This window comes from Streptomyces sp. NPDC056987 (assembly GCF_042673865.1).
Classification (GTDB): domain Bacteria; phylum Actinomycetota; class Actinomycetes; order Streptomycetales; family Streptomycetaceae; genus Streptomyces.
In genome coordinates this window covers 229065-248564 of sequence record NZ_JBHURV010000009.1, presented here as the reverse complement: position 1 = coordinate 248564, position 19500 = coordinate 229065, and the positions used below count along the sequence as shown (strand labels likewise).

The 19500-nt window shown below is 71.8% G+C and carries 17 protein-coding genes; 11 read left to right on the top strand and 6 right to left on the bottom strand.

The genetic code is table 11. The features are described 5' to 3' along the window. Window positions 1–70: 70 nt before the first annotated feature. Both ACFTZC_RS13840 and ACFTZC_RS13835 read right to left on the bottom strand, forming a co-directional pair. A complete protein-coding gene (locus ACFTZC_RS13840; protein WP_382889155.1) occupies window positions 71–676 on the bottom strand; it encodes a hypothetical protein in 606 nt (201 codons plus the stop codon). Next, window positions 676–1302: a hypothetical protein gene (locus tag ACFTZC_RS13835; protein ID WP_382889152.1), complete on the bottom strand. Its 627-nt coding sequence runs from the start codon at window positions 1300–1302 to the stop codon at window positions 676–678. Before ACFTZC_RS13835 ends, ACFTZC_RS13840 begins: the two co-directional genes overlap by 1 nt. 123 nt (window positions 1303–1425) lie before the next feature. Between ACFTZC_RS13835 and ACFTZC_RS13830 the strand changes: the two genes are divergently transcribed. Then, window positions 1426–1944: a GNAT family N-acetyltransferase gene (locus ACFTZC_RS13830; protein ID WP_382889151.1), complete on the top strand. Its 519-nt coding sequence runs from the start codon at window positions 1426–1428 to the stop codon at window positions 1942–1944. Window positions 1945–2094: 150 nt separating this feature from the next. Here ACFTZC_RS13830 and ACFTZC_RS13825 read toward each other — a convergent pair whose 3' ends face one another. Beyond that, on the bottom strand, window positions 2095–4143 hold the full coding sequence (locus ACFTZC_RS13825) for a DHA2 family efflux MFS transporter permease subunit (protein ID WP_382889149.1): 2049 nt from the start codon (window positions 4141–4143) through the stop codon (window positions 2095–2097). Between the two features lie 213 nt (window positions 4144–4356). Between ACFTZC_RS13825 and ACFTZC_RS13820 the strand changes: the two genes are divergently transcribed. Together ACFTZC_RS13820 and ACFTZC_RS13815 are read left to right on the top strand one after the other, a co-directional pair. Beyond that, a complete protein-coding gene (locus ACFTZC_RS13820; protein WP_382889147.1) occupies window positions 4357–5544 on the top strand; it encodes a peptidoglycan-binding protein in 1188 nt (395 codons plus the stop codon). Window positions 5545–5759: 215 nt separating this feature from the next. Continuing rightward, the gene (locus tag ACFTZC_RS13815; RefSeq protein ID WP_382889182.1) at window positions 5760–6386 is read left to right on the top strand and encodes an HAD-IA family hydrolase; all 627 of its coding nucleotides are present in this window, start codon (window positions 5760–5762) and stop codon (window positions 6384–6386) included. A gap of 34 nt (window positions 6387–6420) precedes the next feature. Here ACFTZC_RS13815 and ACFTZC_RS13810 read toward each other — a convergent pair whose 3' ends face one another. After that, window positions 6421–7158 (bottom strand): ABC transporter permease, encoded by a 738-nt coding sequence (locus ACFTZC_RS13810; RefSeq protein WP_382889146.1) that lies wholly within the window; start codon window positions 7156–7158, stop codon window positions 6421–6423. 273 nt (window positions 7159–7431) lie between these two features. Between ACFTZC_RS13810 and ACFTZC_RS13805 the strand changes: the two genes are divergently transcribed. The 5 genes from ACFTZC_RS13805 to ACFTZC_RS13785 all read left to right on the top strand — a co-directional run bounded on the left by ACFTZC_RS13805 (window position 7432) and on the right by ACFTZC_RS13785 (window position 13625). Further along, on the top strand, window positions 7432–8085 hold the full coding sequence (locus ACFTZC_RS13805; protein WP_382889144.1) for an HNH endonuclease family protein: 654 nt from the start codon (window positions 7432–7434) through the stop codon (window positions 8083–8085). Window positions 8086–8203: 118 nt separating this feature from the next. Continuing rightward, a complete protein-coding gene (locus tag ACFTZC_RS13800) occupies window positions 8204–9880 on the top strand; it encodes an alkaline phosphatase D family protein (protein WP_382889142.1) in 1677 nt (558 codons plus the stop codon). 314 nt (window positions 9881–10194) lie between these two features. Continuing rightward, window positions 10195–12300 carry an FAD/NAD(P)-binding protein gene (locus ACFTZC_RS13795; protein WP_382889140.1) on the top strand — a complete coding sequence of 702 codons (2106 nt, stop codon included), beginning with the start codon at window positions 10195–10197 and terminating at the stop codon, window positions 12298–12300. A gap of 81 nt (window positions 12301–12381) precedes the next feature. Further along, complete coding sequence (locus ACFTZC_RS13790; protein ID WP_382889138.1) at window positions 12382–12828, top strand: DoxX family protein; 447 nt, start codon at window positions 12382–12384, stop codon at window positions 12826–12828. Between the two features lie 146 nt (window positions 12829–12974). Continuing rightward, window positions 12975–13625, top strand: coding sequence for a DedA family protein (locus ACFTZC_RS13785; RefSeq protein ID WP_382889136.1), 651 nt, complete (start codon window positions 12975–12977; stop codon window positions 13623–13625). Between the two features lie 255 nt (window positions 13626–13880). On the opposite strand, the gene ACFTZC_RS13780 is transcribed toward ACFTZC_RS13785, so the two are convergent. Together ACFTZC_RS13780 and ACFTZC_RS13775 are read right to left on the bottom strand one after the other, a co-directional pair. After that, on the bottom strand, window positions 13881–14438 hold the full coding sequence (locus ACFTZC_RS13780) for a GNAT family N-acetyltransferase (RefSeq protein WP_382889134.1): 558 nt from the start codon (window positions 14436–14438) through the stop codon (window positions 13881–13883). Further along, entirely contained in the window at window positions 14426–15457 is a 1032-nt protein-coding gene (locus tag ACFTZC_RS13775) for a hypothetical protein (protein WP_382889133.1), read from the bottom strand. Before ACFTZC_RS13775 ends, ACFTZC_RS13780 begins: the two co-directional genes overlap by 13 nt. Window positions 15458–16387: 930 nt before the next feature. Here ACFTZC_RS13775 and ACFTZC_RS13770 point away from each other — a divergent pair. The 3 genes from ACFTZC_RS13770 to ACFTZC_RS13760 are packed head-to-tail and all read left to right on the top strand — an operon-like array spanning window position 16388 to window position 19463. After that, window positions 16388–17431 (top strand): hypothetical protein, encoded by a 1044-nt coding sequence (locus ACFTZC_RS13770; RefSeq protein WP_382889130.1) that lies wholly within the window; start codon window positions 16388–16390, stop codon window positions 17429–17431. Then, window positions 17416–18333 (top strand): NAD(P)-binding domain-containing protein, encoded by a 918-nt coding sequence (locus ACFTZC_RS13765; RefSeq protein ID WP_382889128.1) that lies wholly within the window; start codon window positions 17416–17418, stop codon window positions 18331–18333. The genes ACFTZC_RS13770 and ACFTZC_RS13765 overlap by 16 nt, the downstream gene beginning before the upstream one ends. Next, on the top strand, window positions 18330–19463 hold the full coding sequence (locus tag ACFTZC_RS13760; protein WP_382889126.1) for a hypothetical protein: 1134 nt from the start codon (window positions 18330–18332) through the stop codon (window positions 19461–19463). The genes ACFTZC_RS13765 and ACFTZC_RS13760 overlap by 4 nt, the downstream gene beginning before the upstream one ends. Window positions 19464–19500: the final 37 nt, after the last annotated feature.

The following is a 19500-nucleotide window of genomic DNA, read 5'->3' as shown; positions in this document are numbered from 1 at the left end:
CAGGGCCGTCCCTGCCCGCCGCCTCCGCGCGACCGTATCCGTGTGTCCGTATCCGCCGTACCGTCCGGCGTCAGACCCTCAGCAGCCGCTGCGTCATCTCGCGGTAGCTCTGGAGGGCGAGCCGCAACTCCTCCGTGTCCGGTCCGTCCGCCGCGTCCCCGCCGTCCTCCACCACGTCCCAGCGCGAGCGCAGCGCACGCGGCCGCTCGGCGAGCGCGGTCGAGAGCCGCTCGGCGGCCTCCTCCAGCACCACGGCCGCCGCCTCGACCGAGTTCCGGGGCTCGTCGACGAAGGAGTTGAGGGCCTCCTGGAGCCGCTGGGAGAGCCGGTCGCTCTCGGCCCGGGGAAACAGCCGGCCGTCCGCCCCCTCGGAGGCCCCACCACGCCCCGCGCCCGCCTCACCCGTCCTGCCTGCCCCAGCCGTCGCAGATGTCCCGGCGGGGCCAGGTGTCCCGGCGGGCGCGTGGACCGGCTTCGCCGGAGCCACCGGCCCGGCCCCCGCCCGGGGCCCGGCGGACGGTGCCGTCCCGGCGGACGGTGCCGGCTCCTCGCGGGTCTGCCTCGGCACACGGAGCGCCGTCCGTGCCCCGGGCCCGGGGGCCGTCTCGTTGCTCCGCCGGCCCTCGCCCTGCCGATCCTTCTCCGCGCTCTCCTCGCTCTTCCGCTGGTCGCTCATCACACACCACTCCCCTTGGGCCGCAGTGAGAAGTTCCGGTTCCGCCCGGTGCCCCGGGTCGTACGGTCGCCGCCACCGTCCCCCGGGTGGGCGAGGATCAGCCGCTCGAAGAGCTGGTGCGCGCCGACCATGGCCTCGCGCAGTTCCTCCGTGCTCGCGCCACGGCCCTTCTCCGAGGCCGCGTGGTGCACCCTGCGGTAGCCGTCGATCTGGTGCGCGTGGTGGACGGAGAGGGCGTCGAACTGGTCGTCGTAGCGCGCCCCCTCGGAGTAGCCACGCTCCTGCGTCAGCCGGGCCACCAGTTGGTCGGCCTCGGCGACCGCATCCTGCGGGGAGTCGACGAACCGCTCCTGGAGGGCGGCCCATTGCGCCACGTACTGTTCGCGCTTCGCGTCGGAGAGCGGTTCGGGCCGCAGCCGGCCGTGCCGCTCGACCCGTGCCTTCAGCTCGTGCCCGGCGGCCTTGGAGTCGCCGTCGTGGAGGGCCAGAACGCGGTCGTACTCGGGGCCGAACCGGCGCTTCAGGCCGCTGTGTCCGCTTCCCCTGCCAGGTCCCGCGTAGAGGACCACGGCCACAATGATCACGAATGCCACGATCAGAGCGACGACGATCAGAACAGTGGACATGTTTGCCTTCCTGGTTCCCGGCGCGGTCCCTGCCGTGCCGTGTCGTGTCGGCTCTTGCTCGTGATGTCGGGTTGCCCGTAATCCACTGGCCAAACGGCGCTTCACCCGGATAGAGGTGTGACCATGAACTGGTCCGTCGGCCCCGAGCCCTTCGCCACCCCCGACGCCACCCGGCTGCGCCGCGCCTACTACGCCGAGGTCGCGGGCCGGTACTGGCGGCGGCCCGCGACGGAGGCGGAGATCGACGAGGGCCTCGCCGGTGACCCGCCCGATCACCTCACCCCGCCCACCGGGGAGTTCGTGGTCGGGCGGTACGGAACCGGCGGCTCCCCGGTGGCGGCGGCCTGCGGCGGGGTGCGGATGCTCGACGCGGCGACGGGCGAGCTGACCCGGGTGTACGTGAGCCCCACGGCGCGCGGCACGGGCGGCGGCGGGGCACTGCTGGCCGCCCTGGAGAACGCGGCGCGGCGGCTCGGGGCACGGCGGCTCGTGCTCGACACCCGGCTGGATCTGATCGAGGCGCGGGGGCTGTACGTGAAGCACGGCTTCCGGGAGATCCCGGCGTACAGCTCGGGCCCGTACAAGGAGATCTGGTACGGCAAGAACCTGACCGCCCCCACCGAGCACCGGCGGTCCACTTAGGCGACACGATCCGGCGCGGCGGGCGGGGCGGAGCGGAGCGCGGCGCTGCTGAGGAAGGCGCGGCTGGCGGTGGCTTCGGTCACCCGGTGGCGTGTTGGTCGCCGGGCCCGCCCGGCACCGGGACACCCCGGATGCGCCCCTGGGCCTGCCTCAGGCGGCGTGGTCTCTGCGGGGTTCCGGGGCTCGGGGGCGTTCGGCGTCGGAGCCGCACAGTTCTCGGTTCAGCTCCTTCACCAGTGCCACCAGATCGGTCGGGCGGTCGGCGCCCCACCAGTCCCCCAGCAGTTCGGCGAGCGACTCCTCACGGGCGGCGGCCAGCGCCTCGGCCGTCTCCGCCCCCCGCTCGGTCAGCGTCAGCTCCACCCCCCGGCGGTGGGTCAGCCCGCGCTCCTCCAACTGCCGGGAGGCGTCCGTGACGGTCCGCAGCGACACGGACGCGCCCTCCGCGAGCGCGGCAGGCTGGACGACGCCGTGGCGCCGGATCCGCAGCAGCAGCCAACTGGCCGCCGGGAGCAGGTCGTACCCCGCCTTCGCGGTGATCGTCTCGTAGATCCGGCGGCGGCCCTCACGGGTGCCGAGGACCGACAGGGCGCGTGCCACCTCGTCGCGCGAGGAGCGTACGACGGGGTTGGAGGCCAGGGTCTCGGTGATCTCCGGGGCGGTCACGGAGCCGCGCAGCGTGTCCTCCTTCAGGAACCAGGCGATGACGAAGCCGACGAGCACGACCGGCACCCCGTACAGGAAGACGTCGGTGATGGACGTGGCGTACGCGTGCAGCACGGGGCCGCGCAGCGCGGCGGGGAGCCGGCCGAGGGAGTGCGGGTCGGCGGCGAGCTGCCCGGTCCCGGTGCCGGGCGGCAGGGTCTTGCCGGCGAGTGCGGCGGTGAGCCGGTCCCGGAGCAGGCTGGTGAAGATCGTGCCGAAGACCGCGACGCCGAAGGAGGCGCCGATGGAGCGGAAGAAGGTCGCGCCCGAGGTGGCGACGCCGAGGTCCTCGTAGCTGACCGCGTTCTGCACGACCAGGACGAGGACCTGCATGACGAGCCCGAGCCCGGCGCCGAAGACGAAGAGGTAGGCGCTCGTCTCCCAGGCGCCGCTGAACTCGGTGAGCCGGTGGAGCAGGAGCAGCCCGACGGCGGTGACACCGGTGCCGAGGATCGGGAACACCTTCCAGCGGCCGGTACGGCTGACGATCTGGCCGGACAGGGTGGAGGTGATCAGCAGGCCGAGCACCATGGGCAGCAGGTGGACGCCCGAGAGGGTGGGGGTGACGCCGTGGACGACCTGGAGGAACGTCGGGAGGTACGTCATCGCGCCGAACATCGCGAAGCCGACGATGAAGCTGATGCAGGCGACGAGCGTGAACGTCCTGAGGCGGAAGAGGCGCAGGGGCAGTACGGGCTCGGCCGCACGCCGTTCGACCCGGATGAAGAAGGCGAGCAGCACCAGGCCGAGGACGGCCAGCCCGATGATCTCGGCGGAGGCCCAGCCCCAGGTGGTGCCGCCGAGGGAGGCGACGAGGACGAGGCAGACGGCGACGGAGGCGATGAGGAAGGTGCCGAGGTAGTCGATGGTGTGCCGGGTCCGGTGGACCGGGATGTGCAGGACGGTGGCGATGACGAGCAGGGCGACGAGCCCGAGGGGCAGGTTGATGTAGAAGACCCAGCGCCAGCTCAGCTGCTGGGTGAAGAAGCCGCCGAGCAGTGGGCCGAGGACGCTGGTGGCGCCGAAGACCGCACCGAACAGGCCCTGGTACTTGCCGCGTTCACGGGGCGCGACGAGGTCGCCGACGATCGCCATCGAGAGCACGATCAGCCCCCCGCCGCCCAGCCCCTGGAGCGCGCGGAAGCCGATGAGCTGGGCCATGTTCTGGGCGATGCCGCAGAGCGCGGAGCCGACGAGAAAGATGACGACGGCGGTCTGGAAGAGCTTCTTCCGGCCGTACTGGTCACCGAGTTTGCCCCAGAGGGGGGTGGCGGCGGTCGAGGCGAGCAGATACGCGGTGACGACCCAGGAGAGGTGCTCCAGACCGCCGAGGTCGCTGACGATGGTCGGCAGGGCGGTGGAGACGATGGTCTGGTCGAGCGCGGCGAGCAGCAGGCCCATGAGCAGGGCGCCGATGGCGACGAGGACGGTGCGCGGGCGCTGGGCCGTGCCGGGGGCCGGGCTCACGGCCGGGGTGGTCACTTCCTGAGCCATGGGTCAACTCCTCGGGTCCACGGGTCCACGGGTCCTCGGGCCCACGGATGCGCCCGGTCCGGTCCACGGATGCGCTCGGTCCGCCGGATTTCCATCCTGGCCGCTCTGTCCCGTTATGGCCTGCCGAGCGCGGGCCGATGCCGTTCGGGCGGGCGTTCGTCCTTCATACGGGGGCTGCATAATCGGCGGCAGTTCAAGGGGAGGGGAACCCAGGTGTCAGGACAGCTCTGTCCCGGATGCGGTACGCCGCCGGGCGCGGAGGGCAGACCCGGCTGCGACTGCGGGGCGCCCGAGGCGCGACCGGCGCACGACACGGAGCCCGTGCGGGGGGCACGGGCCGCCGAGTCACAGCCGGCCGTACCGGACGGACCGGAAGGAGCAGACGGACCGGAAGGAGCGGCGGCGGAACAGCCCGCCGAGCCACCGGAATCCACGCCGCCCGCACCACCGACACCACCCGCGTCGCCACCCGCACCACCCGCACCGGCGGCGCAGGATGCCCGGGCGGCGCAGGATGCCGAGATCGCCGAGGCGGAGGACTTCCATCCGCTGCGCGTACGGCCGTACGTGAAGCTCGGCGACAAGGAGGCGGAGCCGGAGGCGGTGCCGGCCTCCTTCCGTACGGCGGGCCCGCTGCCGCCCCTCGCCCCCGTCGCCCCACCCGGGCCCGCCTCGGCCTCCGTCGAGCCGTCGGCCGTGGGGTCCGCGCCCGCCGCGCCGCCCCGGGGACGGCGTACGGCGCTGCGGATCCTGGCGATCGGCACGGCGGCGGTGGCGGTGATCGGTACGGCCGCCTTCGCCGGGGGTCTGTTCTCGGGGGCCGAGCGCGAGGAACACGCGGTGCCGGACAGGATCAGCACATGGCTGCCGTCGGCCGACGACGAGGCGACGGAGGAGGCTCCGTCCCCGTCGGCCTCCCCGTCCCCCACCGCCCCGGCGGCGCCCCCGGCCGCGGCGGAACCCCCGGCGGCCGAGGGCACGCCCTCGCGGCGGCCGTCGACGAGCGCGCCGCCGCCGGAGGCTCCGGAGAAACCGTCGGCGACGCCGAGCGAGCGGGCCGAAAGCTCGGCCTCCGCGGAGCCGGGCGGGGCGACGGGCGGCACGCTGTCGCCGGGCGACTCCGGCGACGAGGTGGTGGAACTCCAGTTCCGGCTGGCGTGGACCGGGCTGTTCTACGGGCAGCCGAACGGCCAGTACGACCAGAAGGTCGAGGAGGCCGTACGCCGCTTCCAGCAGACCCGGAACGTGCAGGACGACTCCCCGGGCGTCTACGGCCCCCGGACCCGCCTCGCGCTGGAGGCGGAGACCCAGGGGTACGGACAGGGGTATGGGCAGGGATCCGGACAGGGGTACGGACGGAGCGACGGGCAGGGTGCGCAGGGCTCCGGGTCGCGCCGCTGAGAACTCTTTGTACAATGATGAAACAAAGTGGCTTCGCCCGTTCACCTGACCGACGGGTGGAGTCACTTTGCCCGGCCCCCTCCGGCCCGCCACGCCCCGTACCGTCGCGTGCCGCCCCACCTCGCACCACCCCGCACTGCCCCCCCGTACCGCCCCTTCCGCCCAGCCCGGAGACTCTTGTGAAGCTCGACGCCGTCAAGGCCCTGCTCCTCGACATGGACGGCACCCTCGTCAACTCCGACGCCTCCGTCGAGCGCTGCTGGAGCCGCTGGGCGCGGACCCACGGCCTGGACCCCCAGGAGATCCTCAAGGTCGTCCACGGCCGGCAGGGGTACGCCACCATGGCCGTCCTGCTCCCCGACCGCCCGATGGAGCAGAACCACGCCGACAACCGGCTGATGCTCGCCGAGGAGATCGCGGACACAGAGGGCGTGGTCCCCGTACCGGGCGCCCCGGAGTTCATGGCGGCGCTCGCCACCCTGCCGCACGCCCTGGTGACCTCGGCGAACGTACCGCTGGCCGAGGCCAGGATGACCGCCGCCGGTCTGCCGATGCCGAAGATCCGCGTCACGGCCGAGGACGTCACGGCGAGCAAGCCGGACCCGGAGGGCTTCCTGCTGGGGGCGGCGACGCTCGGCGTGCCCCCGGAGGCGTGCGTGGCGTTCGAGGACTCCGAGGCGGGCATCGCGGCGGCGCGGGCGGCGGGTATGCGCGTGGTCGGCGTGGGGCCCCGCGCGGCGGCCATGGCGCCGGACGCCCATGTCGAGGACCTCACGCGGCTGCGGGTGGAGCTCCTGCCGGACGGCGCGCTGACCCTGCACATCGGCCACATCGACGCGTAACCGGACCGACAGGACCCACCCGCGCGCGCCGCGCTCAGGTGTCCCTGTTCAGCCGCCCCAGCGCCACCAGCTCCAGTACCACGGTCACCGCCACCGCCTGCACCGCCATCAGCGCGACCAGCACGAAGAGTTGGACCGCGCCCGCCAGTACCGGTGACGCGCCGCCCAGCAGCATCCCCACGAACGCCCCCGGCAGCGTGACGAGCCCCACCGTCCGCGTCTGGTCGAGCCCCGGCAGCAGCGCGTCCGACGCCGCCGGTCTCGCCACCTCCATCCGGGCCTCGCGGTCGAGCATCCCGAGCGCCATGCCCGCCTCGACCTCGCCGCGCCGCGCGTGGAGTTCGTCGAGCGCCCGGCGTCCGCCGAGGACCGTCGCGGTGAGCGCGCCGCCGATGAGGATGCCCGTCGTGGGGATGATGGCGATGCCCTTGGCGGGGACGACCCCGGTGAGCAGCAGCACCGCCATCACCGGCGCCACCCCCGCCCCGATCGGCAGGGCGGCCCACCACCAGGTGCGGTTCGGGGTGACGCGGCGCCCGGCGGTCCGTACGGCGACGGCGTACATCAGCACGATGAAGCCGACCAGCGGCGGTACGGAGCCGATCACCCAGCCGATCACCAGGGAGACCGCGCCGAGTTGGAGCGCGGCCCGCACCCCGGCGACGCCGATCTCGCGGGCCCGCCCGAGCCGGGCGAGCCCGGCCACGGCCACTGCGGCGATCAGCAGCAGACCGAGCACGACTCCGAACGTGATATCGACCCGCAGCAGCACGTGCCCATCCTAGCCATCACCTAAGTCAACTTTGCCCCCGTAGGCCCGAATTGTTTTTCCATCAGAAACAACCGGAACACACCAACCCCTTGATGTGACGTGTCCATGTCGTCACCCTGTTACCTGAAGCCCACCTGCCGGAAACCCGCCGACGCCACGATGGCCACCGGGCTCACCGGCCGAGCCCCCACTCGGCCATCCACCCAGCCCAGCTCTCAGCCCCGCAGCGTCACCTCCGGTTCCACAGGTTCCCCCCACTCCAAGGGAGTTCGCATGTCTGGTGTCTACGCGCGTCGAATGCGCCGCTTCGCCGTTCTCGCGGCGGCGACCGCCATCGCCGGCGCCACCACCCTGCTCACCGCCCCCGCCGCGCAGGCCGCCATGCCCACGCCGGTCAGCGCCGCCACGGCCCGCACGTACCTCAGCTCGCTGACCGTGCAGGCGGAAGGTTCCTCCAGCGGTTACAGCCGCGACCTGTTCCCCCACTGGATCACCCAGTCCGGCGCCTGCAACACCCGTGAGGTCGTCCTCAAGCGCGACGGCACGAGCGTCGTCCAGGACTCCTCCTGTGCCGCCACCAGCGGCAAGTGGTACTCCCCGTACGACGGCGCCACCTGGAGCGCCGCCTCCGACGTCGACATCGACCACATGGTGCCGCTCTCCGAGGCATGGAAGTCGGGCGCCAGCAGCTGGACCACCGCCCAGCGCCAGGCGTTCGCCAACGACCTGACCCGCCCGCAGCTCATCGCCGTCACGGACAACGTGAACCAGTCCAAGGGCGACAAGGACCCGGCCAACTGGATGCCGCCGCTGGCCTCCTACAAGTGCACGTACGTCCGCGCCTGGGTGCAGGTGAAGTACTACTACAGCCTCAAGGTGGACTCCGCCGAGAAGACCGCGCTCACCAACGCCCTGAGCGGCTGCTGAGCCACGGCCGACCCGGCCGCCGGCCAACCTCTCCCCCCACCCCCTCCGTCGTTCCGTACGGGGCTTCCGTACCGTACGGGGCGACGGGGGACGGGTGAGGACAGCGGAGAGGACACCTATGACCGGTCTGCGCGTGGGACCACTGCTGCGGTACGTCGACGGGGAGGGCGCCGGGACGGCGACCGTCTGGGTCGAGGCGGACCGGCCGGCCGGCGCCGAGGTGCGGTGCGCCGACGGGGCGGGCGGCGCCTCCCGTACGTTTCATGTCGCGGGCCACCACTACGCGTTGATCCCGGTGACCGGCCTCACGCCCGGCACCGAAACCCCGTACGAGGTGTTCTTCGACGGCCGGCGCGTCTGGCCGCCCGAGGACAGCCGGTTCCCGCCGAGCGCGATCCGCAGCCCGGCGGCGCCCTCCTCGGAAGCCGGCGCCCGGCCCGGCGAACTGCGCGTCGCGTTCGGTTCCTGCCGCTGGGCGTCGCCCCCGCACGGTGAGCCCGATCCGGTCGGCCCCGACGCGCTCGACACCCTGGCCACCCGCCTCGCCGCCGACCCCGCCGCGCCCCGCCCCGACGTCCTGCTGCTCCTGGGCGACCAGGTGTACGCGGACGAGACGTCGAAGGCGACCCGGCGCAGACTAGCGGCGCGCCGGGACCTGAGCGAGGCGCCGGGCGCGGAGGTCGCGGACTACGAGGAGTACACCCATCTCTACGACGAGTCCTGGACGGACCCGGACGTACGGTGGCTGCTCTCCACCGTGCCCAGTTGCATGATCTTCGACGATCACGACCTGATCGACGACTGGAACACCAGCGCCTCCTGGCTCGCCGAGATGCGGGAGCTGCCGTGGTGGCAGGAGCGGGTGCTCGGCGGGCTGATGTCGTACTGGGTCTACCAGCACCTCGGCAACCTCTCCCCCGCCGAACTCGCCACCGACGAGCTGTACGCGGCCGTCCGCGCCGCGCCCGACGCCACCGAGCTGCTGCGGGCGTTCGCCGCCGAGGCGGACCGGGAACCGGCGGGCGTGCGCTGGAGCTACCGGCGCGACTTCGGGCGGACCCGGCTGCTGATGGTCGATTCACGCGCCGCCCGCGTCCTGGACGAGCGGCGGCGCGCGATGCTCGACGAGGACGAGGCGCGCTGGGTGCGGGAGCAGGCGCTGGCCGACCGGGGCGCGTACGACCATCTCCTCATCGGCACCTCGCTGCCCTGGCTGCTGCCGCCCTTCATCCATGACGTGGAGGCCTGGGACGCCGCGCTCTGCCGGGGCGAACGCGGGCCGCGCTGGGCGCGCTTCGGTGAACGGCTGCGCCGGGCGGCGGACCTGGAGCACTGGGCCGCCTTCCCCGACTCCTTCGAGGAGCTGGCCGCGCTGATCGCGGAGGCGGGCGGCGGGGACGAGGCGCCGGCCACCGTGTGCGTGCTCTCCGGGGACGTGCACCACGCCTATGTCGCCGAGCCGTCCTGGCGGGGCGGTACGGGACCGGGCGCCCGGGTCCTGCAGCTCACCTGCTCCCCCGTGCACAACTCCGTCCCGGCCGTCATACGGCTCGGCTTCCGGTTCGGCTGGAGCCGTGCGGGGCGGTGGCTGGGGCGTGCCGTGGCCCGGCACGGCCGGGTCGGGAAGCCGGGGGTCTCCTGGCGCAGGACGGGTGGGCCGTGGTTCGGCAACCAGCTGATGACGCTCACCCTGCGCGGCCGTACGGCCGGGCTCACCCTGGAACGGGCCCGCACGGCGGGCGACGGGCAGAGGGCGGAGTTGGTGGTGGTGACGGAGCGGGCCTTGACGCCCTAGCCGTGGGGGGTGTCGGTCGTCACGGGCTACCGGGGGCCGGGGTGCCGGGCTGGAACCGGTGCCGGGCTGGCCGGCGGAGCTCGACGGCGCCGTCCGCGACGTGCGTCCGTGATATGCGTCCGCGATGTGCGATCTCCGCACCATCCCTTCAAATTCCCCACACTATCCGCCCGTCGGGATGTGAGTACCCTGCGCGTGATCATTCCCACAGGACGTGATCCTTCACCCAAGGGTTCGAACTCATCTCACTGCAACGGCATGATGTTGCGGACCAACCGCTTCCCCGCACCCCCCATGCCCCGGGAGTCACAGCTTTGTCCGATGCACGGCAGTACCCGCACCGTTCTCTCGCCGTCGTCGGCGTCGGCCCCCGTGGCACCTCCGTCCTGGAGAGACTCTGCGCGTCCGTGCCCGAACTGGCGCCGGACGTGGCACTGACCGTGCATCTCGTCGACCCCGCGCCGCCGGGCGCGGGCCAGGTCTGGCGTACCGACCAGTCGGCCGAGCTGCTGATGAACACGGTGGCCTCGCAGGTGACCGTCTTCACCGACGAGAGCGTGGAGTGCGCGGGGCCGATACGCCCGGGGCCGAGCCTGTACGAGTGGGCGGCGAGCCGCCCCGCCGAGCGGCTCGGCCCCGACGACTATCCGAGCCGGGCCGCCTACGGCCGCTACCTGGAGTGGGCGTTCCGTACGGCGGTGGAGGGCGCGCCCGGCAATGTGACGGCCGTGGTGCACCGGGCGCGTGCGGTGCGACTGGATGACGACGCCGTCGAAGGGGCCGGTGCCGGGGCCGGCGGGCGGACCGCCCCCGGGGCCGCCCGCGTCGCGCCCGTTGTGACCGGTGTGCCCGGTGCGTACGCCCCGGACCGGCCGACGCAGAGTCTCACGCTCGACGATGGCACGACGATTTCCGGTCTCTGTGCGGTGGTGCTCGCGCAGGGCCATCTTCCGGTGGTTTCCGGTCAGACCCAGGCGACGCTGGCGGAGTTCGCCGTCCGTCACCGGCTGCGATATCTGCCGCCGGCCAACCCGGCCGATCTCGACCTGTCCGGGATCGCCCCGGGCGAGCCGGTCCTGCTGCGCGGGCTCGGGCTGAATTTCTTCGACCACATGGCGCTGCTGACGGCCGGCCGTGGCGGGATCTTCGCGCGGGACGCGGGGGGCGTTCTCGTATACCACCCGTCGGGGCGCGAGCCGCAGTTGTACGCCGGGTCCCGGCGCGGGGTGCCGTACCAGGCGCGCGGCGACAACGAGAAGGGTCCCTCGGGCCGGCACGAGCCGCTGATGCTGACGCCGGACGTGATCGCGATGTTCCGCAAGCGCGCGGACGCGGGCGATCAGCCGGACTTCCGCCGGGAGATATGGCCGCTGGTCGCCAAGGAGGTGGAGGCCGTCTTCTACGGTGCCGCCCTCCGGCGGCCGGCTCCGAAGCCGGCTCCGGGGGCGACTGCCGGGCCGACTGCCGGGCCGTCGGCCTCCGGGGCGGCCTCCGCGCATGATCCGGCCGCCGGGCCCGGCTCCCTGCTGGACCGGTTCCTGTCCGCGCCGGTCGGCAGTGCGGAGGAGGCCGCCGTGCTGGACGACGCCGGGATCGCCGCCGCCGACCGCTGGTCGTGGGAGCGGATCTCGCGTCCGTACGGCGACGAGACCTTCCGCGACCCGGCGGACCACCGCGCCTGGCTCCTGGCCCATCTGCGGAGGGACGCGGCCGAGGCGGCGCTCGGCAATGTCGCCGGCCCGGTCAAGGCCGCGCTGGACGTCCTGCGCGATCTCCGCAACGAGCTGCGGCTGATCGTGGACCACGCCGGCCTCTCCGGCGTCTCCCGTCGCGACCACCTCGACCGCTGGTACACGCCGCTGAACGCGTTCCTCTCCATCGGGCCGCCGCGCCGCCGTATCGAGGAGATGGCCGCCCTGGTCGAGGCGGGCGTGCTGGACGTGATCGGCCCACGGACGACCGTACGGGCGGTGGACGGCGCCTTCCTCGCCGAGTCCCCCGACATACCGGGTTCCGCCGTCCGGGCCACCACGCTCGTCGAGGCCCGGCTGCCGGAACCGGATCTGCGGCGGAGCTGTGATCCGCTGCTCTCCCGGTTGCTGAAGACCGGTCAGTGCCGGCCACACACACTCGACGGTTACGAGACGGGTGGGATGGATGTAACACGGCGGCCATACCGCCTGATAGATCGCCAAGGGGGCGTGCACCCGCGGAGGTTCGCCCTCGGGGTCCCCACGGAGGGTGTGCACTGGGTGACCGCCGCGGGCGCCAGACCGGGGGTCGACTCGGTCATGCTCTCGGACACGGACGCGGTTGCACGTGCCATCTTGCGGGCCGCGACCAGCGACGGCGCGCCACACACGACGCGAATTGATCCCCGACAGAATGTTGAACTTGCAAGCATGATGAGGCCTGCCTAACGTTGCGGGGTGTCACTCGTCGGTCCAGACCTCGCCCCCACACGCGCGGTCCAGACCCAGACCGAAGGAGTACAACCCCCCATGCACTCTCGTCTGAACGCCGCTCAGCCCTACGTCCTGGGCCTGTTCCGGATCGTGGTCGGACTGCTCTTCACCTGCCACGGCGCCGGTTCGCTCTTCGGCGCCTTCTCCCGTGAGACGGTCTCCGCCGGCACCTGGCCCGGCTGGTTCGCGGCCGTCATCGAACTCGTCGGCGGCGCGCTGGTGCTGCTGGGTCTCGGCACCCGGCCCGCCGCCTTCGTCTCCTCCGGCGCCATGGCGTACGCGTACTTCACGGTCCACCAGCCCGACGGGCTCTTCCCCATCGCGAACAGCGGTGAGCTCGCCGTGATGTTCTGCTGGTCGTTCCTGCTGATCGTCGTCATGGGCCCCGGCGCGTTCGCCCTGGACCGGTTCCTCCCGTCGCGCGGCTCGGCCGCCGCGTCCGAGGAGGAGCGGCACGGCGAGCGCGCGAAGGTCGCCGCCTGACCGATCCGGGTGAGTCCGGGGCGCCGACATGCCGCCCCGGACGAACGCTCCGTACCGCACACGCGTACGCTGTGTGGCTCAGCAGCCGCTGCCGCCCTCCATGCGACATCAACGCGCTGCGACGGGACGGGCGGGGAGTCGGAAAAGTGCTGGAGAGTCTGGGGTCGCTGACCGGCAGCCCATGGATCTACGCGGTCGTGGCCCTCTCCGTGCTGCTGGACGTGTTCCTGCCCGTGCTGCCCAGCGGCGTGCTGGTCATCACGGCGGCCACGGCCGCGGCGGCGGGGTCCACGACGGTCGCGGGCGCGGCCGGGAAGGTGGCCCAAGTACCGCAGGAAGTCCCGTCGTTGATCCTGCTGATGCTCTGTGCGTTCACCGCGTCCGTCCTCGGCGACCTGGTCGCGTTCCGGCTCGGGCGGCGCGGCGGGGACCGGCTCGGCCGGGCCATCGCCCGCTCGCGCCGGCTCACCACCGCACAGGAACGGCTCGGCAGCGCGCTCGGCGGGGGCGGCGGCGTCCTGGTGGTCATCGCCCGCTTCGCGCCCGCGGGACGCTCGGTGGTCTCGCTGGGCGCGGGCGCCGCGCACCGCAAGGTGAAGGAGTTCCTGCCCTGGTCGGCGCTGGCCGGCGTGGCCTGGACGGGGTACAGCGCGGGGCTCGGCTACTTCGGCGCGCAGTGGCTCGGCTCGACCTGGGTCGGCGTGGCCCTCTCCGTCCTGGCGCTGTTCGCGGCGGGCTCGCTGGCCGCGTACGTGATACGCCGCCCGGGTCCGGGCCGGAGCCCGGCCACCGCGTAGGGCGGCGGGCCGGACGGGGTTCGTAGGCGGACGGGTTCGGAGCCGGACGGCGTTCGGGGCCGGACGGGTTCAAGTCCGGCTCCGGGCACATCTCGCTCACGGCGTGCATCGCGAAGCAAACGAACCGGCTCGGTGTGATCACGAGCTATCAGGTGAAGTGGTTTCCGGGGGGGAGCGCCGCACGCAGTTTTCCGCAGGTCCACGCAGTGGCGATGGCCCGGGAGCGAGAAACAACGCCGATGCCTGGCGTTGAGGTTACGGGGCAGCCGGTAGTTGAAGAACCATGGCGTCGTAGAGCGGCGCTTCCTCCCAAGGGTGGGAAACGCCAACCTTTCGGTACCCCCACGCCCGGTAGGCGGACTGGGCAGGAGCAGCCGTCGTCTCCCGCCGCATTGTGAGCGTGACTCGTTCGGCGGAAAGTCCACCGATCAGAGCGGCGTGGAGGCGGGCGGCAACACTGCGGCGACGCCATTCCTTCCGCACCGCAAGTTCAATGATGACGTACGTACGGGCGCCGTCCTCGCGCGTGTAATCCGCGGGCAGCGGCTCCTTTAGGTTGCTCCACCAGCGAGTGTCAGCGGGAAGGAAGTAGCCGAAGGTGAAGCCGATTACCTCGTCGCCCTCGCGAGCGAGGACCAGACGCATGCCGGGGCGCTTTGCCTGGAGCTGGTATCGGTCGATGAACTCGGCGACGTCACGGGGGCCTTCGCAGTAAGGGGGCTCGATGTACACCTCTTCGTACGCGGGGAGGAACGCGTCGAGCTGTGCGCTTGCCTCGTGTCCCTCGTACCTCTCGAACGTCACTTCGTGCATCCGCTCTCTCCCTTCGCCCGTACGTATTCCGTCAACTCCCGAGCCCCCTCTCGGGCGCAGGTTGCGTCGACGCAGTCGAGGAGGCCTACCACCTCGGACAGCCGCCGCATGACGCGGCCGGACTCGACCTCTTCGAGGTGTTCCAGGCTTTTTACGGCGTGGGCCGCGCCCTCGTCGACTTCCCCGGCATTGATCAGGCCACGGGCGAGGGTGAGACGATACAGAGCGCGGTTACGGCCGTAGACGCGGTCTTGGTGGTCGAGGGCAGCCCTGACGAACTGGACAGCTGCTTTATTGTGGCCTACTTCCGTGTAGAGAAGCCCTTGCGCGTAGTCCAACTCGGCGTGGCCGTGGAACGCGGCCCATCGCGGGGACGGGCGCCCGCGGTCGCTGTGCTCGGCCAGGCGCATGGACTCGGCTAGCCGCTTGCTCGCGGCCTTGCCGTCGCGCATCAAGGAGAGCGCGCGAGCCTCGCGAGAGGCGATGAGCGACGAGAGAACTGGGGAGCCGTACCGGGAGGCGCGCTGCTGCGCGGCGCGGGCGAGGTCGTACCCATCGCGCGGCCTGCCTTCGTGGCTGGCCTGCATGCTCAGGGACGCCAGCACGAGAATTTCAAGGCTGTCGTCCCGGAGCATTGTTGCAGTCGTCAGTGCTTCCCCCCAGTATCTGCGGGCATTGTCCTGGTCGTCTGCGTCGTAGTAGAGCCACCCACAGTGTTCGGCAGTTTCGCCTGCGAGGAGTTGGAGTTGACGGCCGATGGTGTCTGGGAAGGAGTAGGAGTTGCTGTTGATGACGCGTCGAACTCGGCTGAGGTGTCGGACTGCAAGAGAGCGGACGTCGCCTCCGCCATACGCGTCATCGAGAGCGTAGAGGGAGCGGAGACCGTCGCGGAGTTGGAGGAGGTGAGCGGTGCCGACGCCGCCAGCACGTCCAGGTGAGGTGATTTTCTGTTCGTGAGCTGGTAGTCCGGCGGCGGTGACAGCTCCGATGGAGTCGTTGAGAAACGTCCGTCGATCCACGCTGATGCCTTCCTGTGCAGGTAACGCTGGTGAGTTTCCTACGGTGGCACCCGGTGGCGGTCCGGGGAAGCCGAGTTCAGCGGGACTGAATCCGAACATGGCGTGCAGAACCCGCCAGGTGCGTGCTCGGGGCGCCGGTGGTGTGGGCTGGCGCCATCGAAGGAATTGGCGCGACGTCACGGTGGTCGGCTCGCCCAGCAGAGTCGCGGCGGCTCCGAAGGCAGACAAGAACCTAGCCGGCGAATCCCACCCGCGCGCAGCGCATTCCCGTTCGAAGGGGGTGACAGCATTGGCCACTTCGTACCTCCGGCGATCCGGTTTGGATACCGACCGTAGTCGGTATGCGGCGCGCGTAAAGGCCGGACGTTGCGAAAAGTCCGGCGAAAAGTCCGTCAGTAAGTCCGACCGCGCCCGTTTCTCGGCGGTTAGCTCATGTCGTGAGGGAGCCATCGAGGGGAGCCCGACCTGTGGACCACACGAAGACGAGCCAGAGCGCACCGTACGTACAGGGGCGTGACCTGCTCCAGGGGCCGACAGACACGTCGATACGTGAGCGCGCTATTCCTGGCGTCGAAGGCGTCGGTGCTGGTGGCCTTCTGAGTTTTCTGGCCCCGTGCAAGCCCTGTCTGGTAGCTCTGATTTTCGAGATGGGGCCGAACCACGGCTGTCGGGACGTGATCACCGTACGTTCCGAGGGCAGGTGGATGGAACTCACGTCGCCGCAGCCTTGCCCGTGCTCCTCCTGCCGGGAGGAGGGAACCGATGGGTGAGATGCCGAACTCGACGACGATGTCGGAACCGAGCAGGCCGACTTGTCTCCTCGCAGGTAGATTCGCGATGACCGAGGTGGCTGCGACTGGGGCGCCGGCGTACAAGGTCGTCCTCGGCCCTCCATGCCCGAGCGTTACCTCCTACGTCTGCCGAGTCACGGTGGACGACGAGAAGCTGATCGCCAAGTACAGCTGGCTGGGAATGTCCTTGGTTTCCATCCTGCGTGGCGCTGGCGGGACATGGGAGGAGGTTCAGGAGGCTCAACGGACCTACCTCCGGAGCACCGACCTGCTGACGGCGCGCGAGGCGCAGAACCTTGAGGCTCTTCGCGAGCTGGGGAGCCTTCGGGTGTGCGAGACGGCCGGCCTCCACGGCGGAGTCCTCTTCACGCGGGTCGCTGCGGGCAGCTCTCTGGCCGACGAGCTGGCGGCCCGCCCGTGGGAGACGGCGGCCCTCCTCGACACGGTGCTTGCCACCCTTGGCGATCTGCATGGCCCGGCCGGTGCGGAGCGCCTGCGCGGAGCCGCGCCGATCGGTGAGCGGTCCGTCGTCGGCGTGTTCCGCAGGAAGTTCAACGGCTTGAGCGCCGCCGGCTATCTGCGGGCGCTCGGCCGGGACAGCGGCCTCCCGGAGCCCGAGCGCCAGGAGATCGTGACACTGGTGCAGAACACGGTCGGACGGCTGCTCCGGATGACCGGCGCCGTCTCTCCCCGCCGGGACACCGTGGTGTTCGGGGACCTCAAGCCCGAGCACGTCTACATCGACGGCCCGCAGCTCCAGTTCATCGACCCGGCAGTGCAGTGGGCGGCCGGGCCTCAGCCGGACATCGCGAAACTCACCGGGCGGGCACTCCTGCTCGCCATCGGCCATCCGGAGCCGCAGGCCGGGCGGCACATCGTGCAGGGGGTCGCCTCCACTCTCGCCCGGCACGCGGCTGTGCTGCCCGAGCACGAGAGCACTCGCCGGCTCCGTGAGGTGATGGTGCTGTGGCTCATGGACACCGTGAGCATCCTGAGCACGTGCCTCAGCGCGCCTCCGGGCCTCCCGCTGGCGCCCCACCAGCAGTCCCTCGTCGCGCACGCCGGCACGGTGGCCAGGATCCTGGACCGGGCCAGTGCCCTCCTCACAGGCGCGACGGCCGGACCGCGGCTCCTGGACACCGTCTTCTCCGAGGTCGAGTGGACCACGTGGAAGACGTGGTGAACGGCCCGGTCGTGGGGATCGTCGGGGCCGGTGCCGTCGGGCAGACCCTCGCCGTCGGCCTGATTGCCGCCGCCCTGCCCGGACGGCTCCTCGTCGTGTCCCGGCACGCCGACCAGGTCCACGCGCTGACCGCAGACCTCCAGGACCTCGCGCACGCCGCCCGGTCACGCACGCGGATCGAGGCAGCCCGCGTCGATGACCTGCATGGGTGCGACGCTGTGGTGGTCGCCCTGCGCACCGACTTCAAGAACACCGCCGAGCGGGACATCCGGCGCGCAGGCGCCGCAGCGAACGCACCAGCTCTCGGCGACCTGGCACAGAGACTGCGCGGGTACGGCGGCACCACCCTCGTTGTCACGAATCCGGTGGACCTGATGGCCCGTCGCTTCGCCGAGGTATCGGCATGCCCCCGGGTCTTCGGAATCGGGTCGAACCTGGACTCGGCCCGCTACCGGCTCCTGCTCGCCCGGTACGCGGACGTGGCCCCGGCCCGCGTACGCGGTCACGTGATCGGCGAGCACGGTGACCGCGCGGTCGTCTGCCTGTCGACGACCACCGTCGCCGGCCGACCGGTCGCGGTCCCGGTGCGCGCTGTCGTGGAAGAGCTCCAGCGGCGGCCGGCTCTGATCCGGAACGGCATCGGCCGGACCCGCTGCGGGCCCACCGGCGCCGTGCTGTCCACGCTGCGCAAAGCCCTCGGCCTGGTCGACGGCATCGAGGAACTGTCCGTGCGGTACGGCGACGTCTGGCTCGGAATCCCGATGCGCTTCACCGGCGGCAGAGCCGCAGCATGCCTCCCCCCGCTCACCCGCTCCGAACGCCTGTCTCTGGACTCCGCTGCCAGCAGTCTCCGCGACGCCTACACCCATCTCCCCACATCCATCGAGAGGATCGCCCCATGATCAGCGCTACCCGACTTGAGGCCGCCACAGCGGCCGTCACCGTGCTCAGCAACCGAACGGAGGTAACGGACTGGGCTCTGCGCTACTTCGGCCCGTGGTGGAACGCCACCTCCGTGGACGCGGCCGACGTGTGCGCCGACGCCGTGGTGATCGCGGACGTCAAACCCGCCGACTACGAACAGATCACCCTCCTCGTTCACGACGGCCGGCCCACGGAGGCCGTGGACTACGCGAAGCACCCGCTGCTGGTGGCACGTGACGGCGAGGACGTCATCGCCACGTCGCCGGACGAGGGGATCGCGTACCGCAGCACGCCACCGTCCGGGCATATCGTTCTCGCCGGTACGGAAGCGCAGCCCCTCGCTCTGGCCGCCGCACGCCTCGCACGAGAGGCAGTTCGTGGCCAGCTCCTGCGGGACGGATGGGCCGTGCTCCACTCCTCCGCGGTCGTCAGGCCGGACGACGGGGCGACCCTCCTCACCTTCGGCGACAAGGGCGCGGGGAAGACGACCACGGCCCTGCTGCTCGCCTCACACGGCTGGCAGCTCCTCGCCAACGACAGGGTCCTGGTCCGGCCGACCGGCGAACGGGACGTCGAGGTCGTGCCCTGGCCGTCCGCCGCGGCCCTCGGCCTCGGTCTGCTTCACGCGCTCGGCTGGGACGTCACCGCACGGGAACACCTGCGGGCCGGACATGCCTTCCACCCGACTCAGCACGAGTCCGTGACCGAGGCGCTGCTCGCCGGCGACCACACGCCCCTGTGGGACAACAAGAAGCGGGAGCGGAAGGTACAGGTGTTCCCAGACCAGTTCCCGGACCTGTTCGACGTGCCGCTGGCCACCGGCGGCCGAGCGGCGGGGCTCCTCTTCCCCCAGGTCGACGCCGACGCGGCGCCGGACATCGTCGACCGGACTCGCACGCTGGGGAAGGCCGACTTCATGTCGGGCGCAACGGAGGACCGGTACCCGGACGTCTTCGGGCAGGCCCTGGGCGTGGACGGCGGCGGCCGGGAGAGCGCGCGTGCCGAGGTGGCGGCGCGTCTCGCCGCCCTGCCGCACCACGCGGTCCGGCTGAGTCACGACATCCCGGCCAGTGCCGCCCTTCTGAGCAAGGTCGCCAACACCGTCTGAAGAGCGACGAACAGGACTTGCTGATCGTGGTGGACGA